Below are 16,945 nucleotides of genomic sequence, written 5' to 3'. Positions count from 1 at the left end.
AGTACCCATTATACACCAGTATTCTACATAATTTCTACACTATCAGGTCCTAAAATTTTTTCGATAGCTTGGCATATTTGAGTCCCAGGCTTGATAAAATATTCCTTAGCTACATTAATTCGTTTGCGTTGTCGATGTAGGTAGAAAGAGACTGGAACTGTCCCATCTGTTTCAAGCAATAATTTTTTTAAGCCATTACTTGCTTCTGCCGTATCAAACCCCGGGCGAATGTGTAAGATTACTTGCTTAGCCCCTTCATAATTGACTTTTAAAGGTTTCACGGAATCAGCAATAATCTGTACGCCTTTTTCATCCGCATCAATGTGGCCAGTAATGCGAACTGCCATATCCACCGCCAAATAAGCCTGACTTTGTTGAAAGACTTGTGGAAACGCTACAATCGTGGCGGCCCCAGAAAAATCCTCTAAACGCAATACGGACATAATATCATTACGCCGTGTCACTTTATCAGATTTATCAACAATAAGCCCGCCTACCGTCACAGTCTGTCCATCATATTGTTCAGGATTTTCATTTAACTTCCCCATCTCAAATAAGCCTTTTAACTCTTCGGCAAACGAATTTAATGGGTGTCCCGTAATATAAAAGCCCGTATATTCTTTTTCATCACGCAATTTCTCTTCCGATGGCAGATCTGGTAAATCAGGAACTTCAATCGTTTCTTCAACGGCCAAATCATCGCCAAAAAGACTCATAGTGCCACGCGCTTCTTCTTTTTGCAAACGTTGTCCTAAACTTTGTGCCCCTTCATACATAGCTAACAGTTGATTCCTGTTTTCTTTGAAACTATCCATAGCACCACTACGAATTAAGCTTTCCAATAGCCGCTTATTCACAACTTTAGAATCAACGCGCTTACAAAAATCAAGAATCGACGTATATAAGCCATTAGCCTGACGTTCTAGTAATAATTGCTCAATTGCATTATCACCAACACTTTTTACACCACCTAGACCAAAACGAATTGCTCCCTTTTGTACTGCAAAAGCTTGTTCCCCATAATTAATATCTGGCCCTAATACTTCAACACCATGCTTTTTACAATCATTAATATAATACGTTAATTTATCTACATTCGTCATGAAACTCGTCATAGTAGCCGCCATGAATTCAGGATAGTAATGCGCTTTTAAATAGGCTGTTTGATACGCAATATACGCATAAGCCGCACTATGAGATTTATTAAAACCATAACCAGCAAAATATACAAGCAAATCAAAGACTTCATTAGCAATAGCTGGATCAATATGATTCTTTGTCGCCCCTTCAATAAAGGATTCACGCTGTGCTTTTAAGACAGATTCTTTCTTCTTGCCCATAGCACGACGCATTAAATCGGCTTGTCCCAATGAAAAGCCCCCCATGGCCGAGGCAATCTGCATAACCTGTTCTTGGTATAAAATAACCCCAAAGGTATCTTTTAAAATAGGCTCTAATAATGGATGTAAATAGGTAATAGCCATTTCACCGTGACGGCGCTTAATAAAATCTTCCACCATGCCACTACCTAAAGGGCCTGGTCGATATAACGCCACTAGTGGAATGAGATCTTCAAAATGTGTTGGCCGTAAATCCATGACAAGCTTGGTAATCCCTTCTGACTCCAGCTGAAACACACCAGGTGTATCCCCTTTAGTCAGCAATTCACAAGCCGCCTTATCATCAAGTGGAATGGCATCCAAATCCAAATCAATGCCCCGATTCGCCTTAATAAGACTTAACGCATCGCCCATAACAGTTAACGTACGCAAGCCTAAAAAGTCCATTTTTAATAGGCCTAGTTCTTCAATGTTATCTTTATCATATTGCGTAACAAAGCCACTATCATTGGCATTTTGAATTGGCACATGGTCTTCTAAAGGCGCCGCCGAGATTACGACCCCCGCCGCATGGGTAGATGCATTGCGTACAATCCCCTCTAATTTACGTCCGTAATCAAAAAGTTGTTTAACTTGCGGACTACTTTCATAGGCTGCTTTCAATTCTTTACCTTTAAGCGCTTTATCTAAGGTAATTCCTAATTCATTGGGAATCATCTTAGCTAATCGATTCACTTCTGGTAATGGATGATCAAGGACACGCCCTACGTCACGAATAACGGCCCGCGCCGCCTCCGTACCAAAAGTAATGATCTGTGCCACCCGTGCTTGACCATATTTTTGCGTTACATATTCAATGGCTTTACCACGTTTTTCGTAACAAAAGTCAATATCAATATCAGGCATGCTAATACGTTCTGGGTTGAGGAACCGTTCAAATAGTAGATTATATTTCAATGGATCAAGACCCGTAATACCTAGTAAATAAGCAACTACTGAACCGGCTGCACTGCCACGACCAGGGCCAACTAAAATGTCATGTTCTCTAGCATAGCGCACATAATCCCACACAATTAGAAAATAATCATCAAACCCCATTTGCGCAATAACAGACAATTCATAATCAAGACGCTCCTGTAATTCTGGTGTTACCGTCCCATAGAGACGAGGAATTTCCCGTTCACAAAGATGACGTAAATAGGTAGTCGCAGTTTCACCTTCTGGAACATCAAAATGCGGCAAATGATGTTCATCAAAATTAAAAGTTACGTTGCAACGTTCTGCAATGGCTAACGTGTTCTCCATTGCTCCTGGAATATGCCCAAATAAAGCCTCCATTTCGTCGCCACTTTTCATATAAAATTCATCATTAGGAAACTTTAAACGCTTTTCTTCAGCTACTTTCGCACCCGTAGCAATACAGACTTTAATATCCTGTGCATCCGCATCTTCTTTTAACACATAGTGAAAATCATTAGAACAAACTATGCCTACACCATATTCTTTAGCCAGTGCGAGCAATGCTTCCTGTGCTTTTACTTCCGCCGGTAAACCATGATTCTGTATTTCTAAGAAAAAATTCTCCGTCCCATATATGTCAATGTATGTTTCTAAAGCACGACGAGCCCCTTCAGGATTTTCCTGTAAAATACATTGTGGAATTTCCCCCTGAATACAAGCACTAAGGGCTATAAGACCTTTACTGTGGCTACGCAATATCTCATGGTCAACACGGGGCTTACGATAAAAACCTTCTGTAAAACCACGCGAAACAATCTTTGTTAAGTTTTGATAGCCTTCCATTGTTTCCGCCAACAAAATTAGATGTTTTAATCGCTCTTGTTTAGCCGTATTCATATCTTTATCAAAACGACTTCCTGATGTGACATACACTTCACAACCAATAATAGGCTTAATCCCTGCCTTAACGGCTTCTTTATAAAAATAGATGGCCCCACACATGTTCCCATGATCCGTAATCGCTAACGCTGGCATATTTAATTCTTTAGCTCGTGCCACCATCTGTGGCAAACGACTAATGCCGTCTTGTAAACTATATTCCGTATGACCATGCAAGTGAACAAATGGTTTCATAGGTTCCTCCTTTACATCAGATTTATTTTATATAAAAAGGACCGACCAAGAGGTCAGTCCCAATTCTGTACCTTATTTAATTATATCACAAACCACAAGTTTGTTCGTCTATTAGCTATGAAACCAGCTCGTTTACCTAGCTAACCATCATCTCTATAGCTCCCATCAATAGCCTCTAAAATAGGCCGTCAATTCATGACGAATCGTTTGCCATTGTGGCATAAACTCAGCCACCACCCGCCAAAATTTAGCCGAATGATTAGGCTGTATAAAATGAGCAAACTCATGAATCATTACATATTCTAAAAAGTGGCGAGGCCCCAAGAGTAATTGCTCATTAATCATAATCCGCTGTGTCCGCAAAGAGCAAGATCCCCAACGAGTTTTGGCCTTGCGAATGCGCAAACTTGGATAAGGCACATCATAACCAGCCTCAATATAGCGATTATAGACTTGATCACGCATATCCTTAACAACGGATTCACATAACCCCGCCCAAAAACGTAGCATAAGCTGCCCCCTATCAGCAGGTGTACTGTTAGGTTTCACATACATATATATAACAGCTGGCTCACTTTCACTCCAAGTCACATACGGTGCCTGTTTCGGTTCACAAAATACAACCTGCAACGTAACCTCATAGCCCAGAATACGAAACAAGGCCCCCGTCTCATATGTCGGGGGCACTACAGGTTTCTGATGCGCTGCAAATCGTTGCCGAGCTCTAATAATAAAGCCCGTATGCTCATCCACAAATCGTGAAATGACAGGCAACGATGTACGCCACGGCGCTGATACTTTTACAGCGCCATCGGGCATAACACGCAAATTAATATTCTTAATGGTTTTCCACGTTACTGTATAGGGCACAACTTCGCCAGCAATCCGCAACTCGTAAGTTTCAGATTTTGGTTTTCGCGTTGAACGTTGTAACCATCTAGTCATAGCATCGATTAACGGCCGTTTTTAGCTGCTTTCGCACGAGCGGCACGATCAAGGATTGCTTTACGCATACGAATGCTCTTAGGTGTTACTTCTACTAATTCGTCATCGTTAATCCATTCTAAGGCTTGTTCCAAGCTGAAAATACGAGGAGGCACTAAACGCACTGCTTCGTCAGAGGAGCTAGAACGCATGTTAGTAACATGTTTTTTCTTACATGGGTTAACGTCCATATCGCTTTCACGAGCATTTTCACCAATAACGCGACCCGTATATACTGGTTCATTTGGTCCAATGAATAAAGTACCACGGTCTTGAATAGAGTTCAAGCCATATGGTGTCGTTTCACCATCTTCAAACGCCACTAAGGCACCACGCGTACGACCAGGGATTTCACCTTTAAATGGGGCATACCCATGGAATACGTGGTTCATGATACCATTACCTTTAGTACTTGTTAAGAATTGAGCACGGAAACCGATAAGACCACGAGCTGGAATGATGAATTCCATACGTAAGTAACCAGCTAATTCATTCATATTAATCAACTCAGCTTTACGCGCCCCTAAGTTTTCCATAACAGTACCCATGAATTCTTGTGGCACGTCAATTGTTAAATATTCTAATGGTTCACACAATTGATCATTAATGCGTTTGTAAATTACACGAGGTTTACCTACTTGTAATTCATACCCTTCACGGCGCATTGTTTCAATTAATACAGCTAAATGAAGTTCACCACGACCAGATACTTTGAAGGCATCTGGAGATTCTGTTTCTTCCACTTTCATAGAAACGTTAGTTTCTACTTCTTTAAATAAACGATCACGTAAATGGCGGCTTGTTACATAGTCACCTTCACGACCTGCAAATGGCGAATTATTTACGGAGAATACCATAGATAGAGTCGGTTCATCGATAGTAAGAGCTGGCAAAGCTTCTGGATGTTCCGCATCCGCTACGGTTTCACCAATATTAATATCTTCGATACCTACGAAAGCAGTGATGTCACCCATAGCCATTTCATCAGTTTCTACACGGTTCAAACCATTATAGGTGTATACACGACCAAGTTTAGCTTTACGAGTGCTTTCACCATTCATAATTACAACTTGTTGGTTTGGCTTCATGCGACCACGTACGATACGGCCAACCGCAATTTTACCTACATAATCATCATAGTCAAGGGTTGTTACCATGAACTGCAATGGACCATCAATATCGCCTTGTGGTGCTGGAATTTCTTTAAGCAACACTTCAAATAAAGGTTGCATATCTTTGCCTTCATCGTCCATGCTTGCTTTCGCAATACCATCACGAGCTGATGCATACACAACTGGGAAGTCCAATTGATCATCATCCGCTTCAAGTTCCATGAATAATTCTAAGACTTCATCTTCTACTTCATGAACACGTTGGTCTGGACGGTCAATTTTATTAATAACTACGATTGGTTTTAATTTTTGTTCCAATGCTTTACGAAGTACGTATTTAGTCTGTGGCATAGGACCTTCAAAAGCGTCTACCAATAACAATACGCCGTCTACCATGTTAAGTACACGTTCTACTTCGCCACCAAAGTCAGCATGGCCTGGGGTGTCAACGATATTGATTTTAACACCATTGTGCATAACAGCCGTATTTTTAGACAAAATGGTAATCCCACGTTCTCGTTCTAAGTCATTAGAGTCCATTACGCGTTCCGCCACTTTTTCATTCTCTCTAAAAATATGGCTCTGTTTTAATAAAGCGTCTACCAAAGTTGTTTTACCATGGTCAACGTGTGCAATAATTGCAACATTACGAATATCTTCGCGAATCATGTATGTATGCCTCCTGTTTCGCTACAAATCAAAAGTATATGTGTGAAATGAAGCGTGCAGGCACGATTCATTACGCAGCAGTCTAAGGTTATCATACTTATTATTTAACGGATATACTCCAATAATTTGCAATGATAACGCTTAATTATAACACAAAGAATAGGTTTTAACAACTTTCTAAAAATTCTTTTATTGCTGGATTTTCCTTTAACGCTTCAATCTCTTCAGCACTCGGAATTTGTACCTTGTCACGCTCTACATTGACGAGACATAAAAAGCCTACATAATCCCCCTTATTCGCTCTAAATTGATGAATCGTGTGGCTAGGAATTTCAATGAAATCGCCCACTTTTACATCAACAATAGTATCACCTAATAAACATTGCCCCTGTCCACGGAAAATCATAACCATATGCGTATGTTCATGATGTTCTAAGGTCGAATAACCGCCGGGCTTTACTTCAAAATACCGAAACTGGCAAGGAATATCAAAAGCACCATTAAAAAGCACTTGACGGGTCACATCTTTAAACGGACTCCCATCTTGTTTATATACTAGTGTATCGACACCGTCCCACGTATAATTCTTTTCATCAAAGGTTTTAATCATCAGTTTCACCTCAAAAAATGCGCCCGTTCTGCAACGGACGCATCGCATCTTACTTAAATAAACGTTTAAGGGTACCCATAAGACCGCCGTGCTCATGAGTATGAGTGGCTGCTGATACAGAAGCTACTTCAAAACCAGTCGCATCAATGGCTTCTTTAATGGCATCGGCATTCACCTTATTACTATCATAGGAAATAGTTACATCTTTAGATTTCAAATCTACTTCAGCAGACATAACACCAGGCAAACCAAGCACTGCTGTTTTAACTGTATTCTCACAGTTACTGCACATCATTCCTGGCACATTAAATACTTGTTGATGAGCGTGGCCAGTGCTGCCACAACCGCATTCTTTACACATACAAATTCCTCCAATCCTTGATTCACTTTCTCAATTATGAATCAACTACAAACAATCTAATTAACGACACAAAGACCTCCCTCGGCCTGACGGCATAGGGAGGCCTTACGTATTTATTATTCTGCGTCTTTATGCTTTTTGTCATTAATAGCGCCCGCTTCCACGTCAATCGTTTCAACTTTTGCTACATCAGACACTTTTTCTTCTTTTTTCTTATCAGAGCTTACTGCATCTTTAAATTCATTAATGCCCTTACCAATGGCTTTGCCCACTTCTGGTAGCTTACCTGGTCCGAACACAACAAGTGCAATTACGAGCACTAAGATTAATTCTTGTGTTCCGAAATTAAACATAATTTTCACCTCGTTTAGCTACAATACAATGATTTCTCTCTACAGTGTAACACGAAAAGCACCTAAATAGCTATAGATTAGCCATAGCAAATTGTCAAACTAGATATACATTTTAAGCGAACGCTATCATGATAGCCGTATCTTCATTTGCAAGGCTTACTTTTATTTATGTTTAGCTGCCGTATCTACATACCACACAACTTCCTCTTGAGATAGCACAGCCCCTGGCAGCACATGACCAATCCGATCTTGCCAAGTATCATCGGCATAATCAGCACGCTGACGAAGCACACGGCCTAATGCTGCTGCTTTTGATTCACCAACCACGGTAAACCAGACTTGTTTAGCTTTAGCTAAAAACGGGAAGGACATACTAACTCGTTGCCAAACCTTGCCATCTGTCACAGGAATGACAGCACGGCTCGTTTCTTCCAAGGCTCTAGAGCGCGCAAATAAAGAAGCTGTATGACCATCATCACCAAGGCCTAATAAAGCTAAATCAACGCCGTCTTTTTCGCACGCACGAAGAACCATCATTACTTCTTTTTCGTACGCCTCAGCGGCTTCTTCCACCGTACCGCCATTCGTAGGAACAGGATAGAAGTGACTACTCCCCCCAATATAAGCAAATAAGCGTTCCTTGGCACGATAGAAATTATTATCTGGATTAGTTTGAGGCACAAAGCGTTCATCAACCCACAAAAAATAAATGCGTTCCCAGTCAAGCTGTTTGCGATATTCATCGGTATTTAAAAGTTCAAACAACGTATTCGGTGTAGTCCCACCTGAAATAGCCACTACACAAGACCCCGTATCAGCAATGCATTGATTGGTTAACTGCACAAAAGAGTTTGCTACGGCTTCGGCCACTTCTTGTGGTGTTTCAAATGAATGAATTAAATCTTGCGCCATTGTAAGGATCCTCCTTCCAAAATTTCGTTGGTTTCTTTTGGACCTTCACTGAAGGCTGGATAGAAACAAAGTGGCACGTTTTCAAGATTAGCATCCCATGCGCGAATTAATGGCATAAATAATTGCCAAGAGGCCTCTACGGTATCATTGCGCACAAAGAGTGTTTGGTCCCCTAATAAAGCATCTAAAATTAATCGTTCATACGCATCAGGAATATCTTCCCCTTGCATAAAATCACTATAAGAGAAGTCCATATCTAATGTATTAACACACAACTTCGAGCCTGGTGCTTTTACCTCAATAGATAAGCCCATACCTTCATGCGGTTGCATGCGTAATAATAATACATTTTGGTTAAAATCTTTTGGACGAATTGGTTTAAAAATCGAATGTGGAATTGGCTTAAAGGTAATCGCGATTTCACTAGACTTCTTAGGCAAGCGTTTGCCTGTCCGCATATAGAATGGCACGCCACGCCAACGCCAGTTATCAATAAATAATTTTAACGCTACATACGTTTCAGTTTGTGAACGAGGATCGACGCCCTCTTCCTTACGATAACCAGCAGCAGGTCTATCAGAATCAACCGATTCTACATATTGCCCACGAACCGAAATATTGCCTAAATCCTGCCCTTCTAACGGACGAATGGATGAAATTAACTTAGCAATTTCATCACGATACGCATCCGCTTCAAAAACAGCAGGTGGTTCCATAGCAATCAACGATAACATTTGCACCATATGATTTTGGAACATATCACGTAAAGCGCCCGCTTTGTCATAATAGCCAGCACGTTTTTCTACGCCTAATTCTTCAGCCACTGTAATTTCTACTTTTTCAATATATGTATGGTTCCATAAAGGTTCAAAAATAGAATTTGCAAAGCGAAGCATCAAAATATTCTGAACCGTCTCTTTGCCTAAGTAATGGTCAATACGATAGGTCTGCGATTCTTTAATGTAACGTTTCAACGATTTATCAAGGGCTACTGCGCTTTCTAAGTCATGACCAAACGGTTTTTCAATAATCACACGAGCCCAAGCTTCTTCTTCTTCCAATAAACCTTGTTCAGCTAACCCTTTTACAATGGGTTCAAACATAGTTGGTGGCATAGCTAAATAAAATAAAGCATTGCCTTCCGTACCATGTACTTCGCTAACCCGTTCTAATTCAGTCTGTAAGCGGGCAAAAGTATCAGCTTCCGTATATTGGCCCGCCACATAGGAAAAACGATGTAAGAACTCCTCTGTTACAGTATCGCCATTGACTAACATAGCCTCACGTACTTCCTCTTGGAAATCTTCATTACTCATCTCCGTACGAGCCACGCCAATTACGGCAAACTTTTCTGGCAATAAATTCCGCTCAAATAAAGCATAGATAGCGGGTAACAATTTTCGTTTCGTCAAATCCCCAGACGCCCCAAAAATAACAATGGCCCCTGGACCTGGTGCCGATTCCACACAAAGCTGTTCTCGGCAATTATACGAAACTGTCATTGGTTTTGCACTCATCGTTAGCAATCTCCTATACTATAGAATATCATTATATGCTTACTCTAGCACAAAATGAAGAGAACTTCAATATCCCCCTATATGATACTAAAAAAACGACTGTGCAGACATTCTGCACAGTCGCTTCTTCTTGTGTAAACAAACCTCTTATTGAGCTACTTCTTCTTTTTGAATTTTGCTACCATAAATGTCACGATAATCGTTTGTTTCTTCATTATCTTTATTGTTTACACGAAGACGTTCAATTTTGTAACGATCATTATCTTCACCAGCTACACGATCTACACGGCTGTGATCAAGCCCTTCAAGGCGGGCCAATTCTGGACCAAATTCATCAATTGCCCGTGCCATGCCGCCATCGATTTCAGCACCATTTTTAAGTGCGCGATATACAACAGCTGCAAATTCATAACGAGTAAGCGTACGGTCGCCTTTAAATTCGCCATCAGGATAACCAATAGTGAACCCTTTCTTAGTGATAGTATCCACATATTCATAAGCCCAATGATTCTTAGGCACATCTGGGAACTCACGATCAGAAATATCTGGATAGCCAGACGTTGCACCATGACCACCACGACGTAATTGTTCATTTTCAGTTACTAACTGTTGAACAATACGTTTAAGTGATTCTACATCTTTAGCCAATGCTACGCGAGAGGTTGACACACCATTAGATTGTCCAAAACGTAAGCTAACACCTGCATTAATCATATTATCGCCATTACCAATAGTCCCGCCTACACTAAAACGAGTGTCCTCATTTGGTTGATAATAAGCCCCCATTGCGATAGCGTCTGTATCTTTGTAATAGCCATAGCCAACCGCAAAATTCCATTTATCATCTGGATTGAAATCTAAAGGATTCAATGCAGCTAATGCAGCCGCTCCAGCACCTACTTTATCAACACGACGATCTAATTTATTAACACGACCATTTAAGTTACCAAAACCATTAGACAAACCATCTACACGATCTTCAACGGCATCTAATTGACCACGGTTTACCGCTTCATTTGGTTTTAAACCATCCCCAACATTCTGGATAACATTGCCACCTACATCAACTTTATTTTCTTTAACAACAACTTTATCTTTACCATCTTTGCCTTTAATAGCCATACCATCTTCTCTAATAACGGCACCATCTTTACCGTCTTTGCCTTTAATAGTAAGTCCATCATGGTTAATAGCCGTATTACCAGTTGTTACAGAGTTTAAGCCTGTTAAGTCTTTAGCTAATTGTACTGATAAACCTTTATCGGTACCAATCACGCCAATGTTACCATCAACTAATTTATTAGCCTCTTTAATACCGCCAGAAATATTTAAGGTACCACCATTATTTACTTTTACAGTATTCCCTAAATCACCGGCAAAAGATAAACCAACCTCAGATACTGCTTTACCAAGTTCCGAACGTAATTGACTCACGTTAACAGCATCTGTATCAGCAATCCCTTCAGCAACACCCTTAATTTGTTTATCACCAGCATAAATTCCATCTTTTGATAATGTAATATTACCAACAGTACTAATGCCTTGATCATTAATAGTTGTCCCTGCTACCGCTATATGATTGCTATCAACAACAGTATCGCCAATAGAGATAGACCCAGTATTAGTAAGATTAAGATTCTGGGCTAGTTTAACTGCCAATTCCCCATTTGTAGAATCTACTACAACACCAATATTACCTTCACTTAACTTAGTAACATCAGTAACAGCTTCTGCCCCACCAGTAACTTTAATTGTATCACCAGTTTTTCTTACAAATTCACTACTGCCATCTCCAGTCGCTACATCACCAGCAAAGGTATACTGAATATTAGATGTTACTTTAGTTTCTAATTCACCTAAAGAAGCATTAAGTTGATCAACATTAACTGCATCTGTACCTTTTATACCCTTAGCTACACCAGAAATTACTTTATTACCTGCATTAATTCCAGCCTTATCCATACTAGGACCACCGGTAATAGCTAGTTTATTCGTTGTAATGCCATCTGCATTAATAGTAGTATCTGCTACAAGAGCTTTTGTACCATCAATTACCGTATCACCAATAGTAATAGAACCATCTTTAGTTAAATCTAATTCTTTATTAAGCGCCACATTATATGTAAGCTTACCTGTTGAATCGGCACTTGATGTTACTGTTACATTTGGCTCTGTACCTTCTACCGCAATAGAAGATTGCGCTACACTAGCAACATCTTTCTTATCTATCTTATCATCGATAGAATCTATTGCCGCTTTTGTTGCTTCACTCAAAGAAATTGCATAATCGGTTGTTCCTTCAACCTCTGCACCTGGAGTAACTATGATATACTTATCTGATGTTGATACAGTAGTTTTTAAGCCATTAATAACATATTTATTACCATTAGCCTCACTTGGCCCATCAATTGTAATATTATTACCAGCTTCTGGTTTTACCTTATCTAATTCACTCGTTAGTTGTCCATAGTTTACTGCATCTGTAGAATTGGTGCCGGCTAATACATTAGTAATTTTTTTATTTCCTGCATTAATGCCAGCCTTATCCATACTAGGACCACCAGTAATAGCTAAACTATTAGTAGTAATAGAAGCTGGATTAATAATTGTACTGCCAACAGTTAACTGGCCCTGAGAACCTAAATCTACCTTCTCAGCCAATTTAACTTCTAAGCCCTCTGTCCCTGCTACTACACCAATATTATTATTTGTTAAATTATCAGTATTAGTTTTACCACCAAAGACTTTAACTTCTTCACCTAATTTTTTAGTAACTTTTGAACCGGTATCGCCGGCAAAGGTAATACCTTTTTCATTAACAGCTTTAGCTGTTGAATCAGCAGTAGATGTAACTGCTTTAATATCCGCCTGATTTTGAACTACTTGATCTGCAACAGTAAATAATTGAGAGCCATTAATTGCATCAGTAGAAAAAGCCGATACTTCACCTGGCGCTACATTAATAATTTGACGTTCAGCTCCAACATTACCAATAGATACTACACCTGTAGCGGTGCCAGCAAAATTCCCAAACTTAGTTGCTACAGCATTAGATCCGGTTCCTTTAGTAATTTCAGAAGTTGCTGTCACAACAGCAAAATCTTTATTAGTTAAAGAGTTCGCACCAAGTGCTACGGAATTTGCTTTATCTGCACTCGCTTCAGCACCAAGTGCGGAAGCTTTGTCAGCACTAGCTGCTGTGGAATAACCAATGGCAACTGCATTTGGTGAATCCTTATCAACAGATGACCATGAGCCAATAGCCGTTCCGCCTGATGACCAAACTTGAGCTTGCTCCCCTATCGCTTGTGTACTATCAGCCTTAGAAACTGCATAGTCACCAATAGCAATACCATGATTACTTATTGCAGATGAATTAACCCCAATAGCATATGAATAATTACCATCAACATTAGCACGGGAACCTATAGATAGCGAATCATCACCCTCTGTCAGACCACCAATAGTATATGAACGATTACCATCTACCTTACCTAGAACGGCTACACTACCGCCTTCAGGTTCATCCTCTAAGTCCTGATTAAGAGTACCTAAAATGGCAATACCACCATTCGCCACAGCCTCTTTACCTATGGATACATCGCCTGCCCCCTGAGCACTAGCCATAGCGCCAATCACAACCGAGTCATTATTATCTGCTCTAGCCTCACGACCAATAGAAATGGTATTATCACCTACTGCAGCAGCTCTAAACCCATATGATAAAGCTCCTTCCCCATCTGCATAAGAAAGTACACCCATCGATTGAGACATCATGCCTAAAGCACTACCACCAAATGTCAAAGTTTGAGATCCATCACTATAACCTTTAATCGCTGCATATGCACCATTGCTAGCTTGACCATTTATAGCTAATGCACCATCAGCCGCTTCTGCGCCTTCACCAATAGCTATACTCCCATCTCCGCTAGCAATACCACCAGCTAAAGCAACTGTACCTTGCCCATTAGCCGTAGCACCACCAAATGCGACACTATTGGTACCCGTAGCCGTTGAAGTCTTGTCTTCAGGTCCCTGTGCAGCCCAAACAGCATTTCCCGAAAGAGAACCCCCCAAAGCTAAACTAATTGCCAATGCTAGGCTAGTCTTCTTAGCGATCCCCAATGAAGTTGCTTTCCCATGACCTTTAGCCAATTCAGATGCAACTACATAACAATTTTTTGTACGACTCCAAATAATTTTGTAAATCTTATTCACGCTAAAATTCACCCTTTCTTCCACTTTTGATACTAACTATTAAAGCCATCGCCAAAGTTAATATCCTCTAACACAAAATATTCACGCAAATAATCGAATCATATAATGTGATAATACTTGAATAATAATCAACAAAATTAATCCTCAAAGTTATATGATTCTCTAACCAAATGTATAGTGAAATAGTGAGTTATAAGCTAGAAAAAAATCCCATTCATGAGGAATCTCACAAATGGGAGCCTCTACGTTTCACAATATCACTAAACTTATGGCCGACATCAAAAAGGGAAGCATCTTTGAGTACATATCTATATTATTTTATGTGTTAAATGTTGTGTGTATTACTAATTTACTAGTATTTGCTAATGATTAAAATACAAATATTTAATAAATTACAATATACTCCCAAGATCTCTTTCCACTTTCCACTTTCCAAAGAAATAATAGCACAAAAATCCCCCCCCACAAGACATTTTTACTATTTTTTTACATTCAATTATATCTATATCTCATAATAGTTTCATTTTCTTGAAATAATATCTATTTTTTTCGAATAATCGATTATACATCATAACTTAAATCATATATAAAAAATACGAACACAAAAATAACCGCCTCAAGCTCTTTCGAGCTCAAAGCGGTTATTTTTATGGTAAATGTCATTCAAACCATATTCATAATATAAATTATTTTATTTCTACATTAGGAGCGCCATATTTTTTGAGGCTCTCTGCTTCAATTTCTTCTTGTGTACGATAACTTTGTGGCATTTTAGCTAAACGAATCCAGCTACGAATTGCTTCTACAAGCACAATTACAATCATAAGGAACATAACTAAACTAAAAGCAACAAGTGTCCATTTACCTGCTGGAATGTAGCTATAGAATACATTTTCAAAATCAGCAGCGATAGCGATAATAGCCATAAAGAAACAAGGGACAGCAGTTACCCAAGCGTAACGTTTATGACCAAGACGCATAATAACAGTAGTACTAACAGCTAAGGTCATAGTCCCTAACAACTGATTCGATACACCAAATAATGGCCAAATAATACCAATATTACCTTGTAATACAAGATATCCCCACATAATACAGATAAGGGCCGCACAACCGTATACACCAGGTGCCCAGTTAACGTTTTCAAGTGGTTTGTAGAAGCGACCTAATAATTCCTGTAATAAGTAACGACCTACACGAGTACCCGCATCAATTAATGTCATGATAAATAAAGCTTCAAACATAATACAGAAATGATACCAGTAGCCCATTAAATGGTCCATATTAGGCAATTTAGAGAAAATATGAGCCATACCAACAGCCAAAGATACTGCACCGCCTGGACGATGCATTAAATCTTCCCCAACCATAGCGGATAAAGCTGGTAATTCATGAACCTGTAAGCCTAATGTTTTGAAAGATTCAGCCGTTGAATTAATGGCAAAATAATCATCTGGATGTAAAGCTGTAGCTGCAATCAATGCCATCATAGCAATGAACGCTTCGGTAAGCATAGCACCATAACCGATAGGTAAAATTTCACGTTCATTTGTAATCATCTTAGGTGTAGTACCGGTAGCAATTACGGTATGGAAACCAGACAAAGCACCACAAGCGATGGTAATAAAGATGAATGGGAAAACCGATCCTTTTAATACAGGGCCACCACCATGAATGAATTGAGTCACCGCTGGCATCTGAATGACTGGCATTACGATAATAATACCAAGTGCTAACGCACCAATAGTACCAATTTTCAAATAGGTAGATAAATAATCACGAGGTGCTAATAACAACCAAACTGGTAATGCAGCAGCAAAAAAACCATAAACAGCTAACATGATTTCAATTGTTTGCAAATCATAGGTAAACCAAGAAGCATATTGAGATGCCGCAACTTCAGGACCATAAAAGATAGCTGCAAAGATAAGTGCTACGCCAATTACAGTAGCTTCCTGAATTTTACCAGGTCGTAACCAACGTAAGTAAATACCAACAAAAATAGCAATTGGAATTGTCATACTTACAGAGAAGAAACCCCAAGCAGAGTTATGAAGTGCATTTGCAACTACTACGGCCATCCCTGCTAATGTAATGATAAGCAAGAACAACGTTGCTAACATAGCCCCTACACTCGCTAAATTGGAAATTTCTTCTTTCGCAATGTCAGCAATCGATTTACCGTCATAACGAACTGACGCAAATAAGATGACCATGTCATGCACTGCACCAGCTACTACCGAGCCAATTAAAATCCAAAGTAGACCTGGTAAATACCCAAATTGCGCCGCAATAACAGGACCTACTAATGGACCGGCACCAGCAATAGCCGCAAAGTGATGACCAAAGGTAACCCACTTATTTGTAGGTACATAGTCATGGCCGTCATTATGAACGACCGCTGGTGTTGGACGAAATTGGTCTAACACCAATACCTTTGACGCGAGGAACGCCCCGTAAAAGCGATACGCTAGGACGAGGATACACGCCGAGGCAATTACTAAATACAAACCATTCATTTCCACAAAAAAACACCTCCAGTGTTTATAACAACACTGAAGGTGATGGCTCACATTCATAAAAAATAAGAACAAAATAATAATCGATGTGTCCCCACAAGCAATGTTGTTATTAAGGGAGCGTCTATTCTTCAAGACATAAGTCCATATCTCCGCTCATAAACAACCTAAATTAGAGTTCACAAACTGACATTGTATGGCCCAGTGTCTAGCTGTGATTACATCCTCCCGATGACACAAATCATAAAATGCTTAA

At 39.7% G+C, this 16,945-nt stretch carries 10 protein-coding genes; all 10 read right to left on the bottom strand.

Annotated elements, in window-relative coordinates; translation table 11 throughout:
• Nucleotides 1-23: 23 nt before the first annotated feature.
• The 10 genes from DYE54_RS09100 to DYE54_RS09055 all read right to left on the bottom strand — a co-directional run bounded on the left by DYE54_RS09100 (nt 24) and on the right by DYE54_RS09055 (nt 16,695).
• Nucleotides 24-3,434 carry a DNA polymerase III subunit alpha gene (locus DYE54_RS09100; RefSeq protein ID WP_115310926.1) on the bottom strand — a complete coding sequence of 1,137 codons (3,411 nt, stop codon included), beginning with the start codon at nt 3,432-3,434 and terminating at the stop codon, nt 24-26.
• 165 nt (nt 3,435-3,599) lie between these two features.
• Complete coding sequence (locus tag DYE54_RS09095; protein WP_115310925.1) at nt 3,600-4,379, bottom strand: M48 family metallopeptidase; 780 nt, start codon at nt 4,377-4,379, stop codon at nt 3,600-3,602.
• Nucleotides 4,380-4,387: 8 nt separating this feature from the next.
• On the bottom strand, nt 4,388-6,199 hold the full coding sequence (typA, locus tag DYE54_RS09090) for a translational GTPase TypA (protein ID WP_115310924.1): 1,812 nt from the start codon (nt 6,197-6,199) through the stop codon (nt 4,388-4,390).
• Nucleotides 6,200-6,365: 166 nt separating this feature from the next.
• Nucleotides 6,366-6,809 carry a cupin domain-containing protein gene (locus DYE54_RS09085; protein WP_115310923.1) on the bottom strand — a complete coding sequence of 148 codons (444 nt, stop codon included), beginning with the start codon at nt 6,807-6,809 and terminating at the stop codon, nt 6,366-6,368.
• A gap of 49 nt (nt 6,810-6,858) precedes the next feature.
• Nucleotides 6,859-7,170 (bottom strand): heavy-metal-associated domain-containing protein, encoded by a 312-nt coding sequence (locus DYE54_RS09080; RefSeq protein ID WP_115310922.1) that lies wholly within the window; start codon nt 7,168-7,170, stop codon nt 6,859-6,861.
• A 116-nt stretch (nt 7,171-7,286) separates the two neighbouring features.
• Nucleotides 7,287-7,523: a Sec-independent protein translocase subunit TatA/TatB gene (locus DYE54_RS09075; RefSeq protein WP_115310921.1), complete on the bottom strand. Its 237-nt coding sequence runs from the start codon at nt 7,521-7,523 to the stop codon at nt 7,287-7,289.
• 162 nt (nt 7,524-7,685) lie between these two features.
• Complete coding sequence (gene pgl, locus DYE54_RS09070; protein WP_115310920.1) at nt 7,686-8,435, bottom strand: 6-phosphogluconolactonase; 750 nt, start codon at nt 8,433-8,435, stop codon at nt 7,686-7,688.
• The gene (zwf, locus tag DYE54_RS09065) at nt 8,420-9,952 is read right to left on the bottom strand and encodes a glucose-6-phosphate dehydrogenase (RefSeq protein ID WP_115310919.1); all 1,533 of its coding nucleotides are present in this window, start codon (nt 9,950-9,952) and stop codon (nt 8,420-8,422) included. The genes pgl and zwf overlap by 16 nt, the downstream gene beginning before the upstream one ends.
• A 147-nt stretch (nt 9,953-10,099) precedes the next feature.
• Nucleotides 10,100-14,170 (bottom strand): ESPR-type extended signal peptide-containing protein, encoded by a 4,071-nt coding sequence (locus DYE54_RS09060; protein ID WP_172460589.1) that lies wholly within the window; start codon nt 14,168-14,170, stop codon nt 10,100-10,102.
• 686 nt (nt 14,171-14,856) lie between these two features.
• Nucleotides 14,857-16,695, bottom strand: coding sequence for a carbon starvation CstA family protein (locus DYE54_RS09055; RefSeq protein WP_172460588.1), 1,839 nt, complete (start codon nt 16,693-16,695; stop codon nt 14,857-14,859).
• Nucleotides 16,696-16,945: the final 250 nt, after the last annotated feature.

The organism is Veillonella criceti (assembly GCF_900460315.1).
GTDB lineage: Bacteria > Bacillota > Negativicutes > Veillonellales > Veillonellaceae > Veillonella_A > Veillonella_A criceti.
This window is presented reverse-complemented; position numbering and strand designations above follow the sequence as displayed.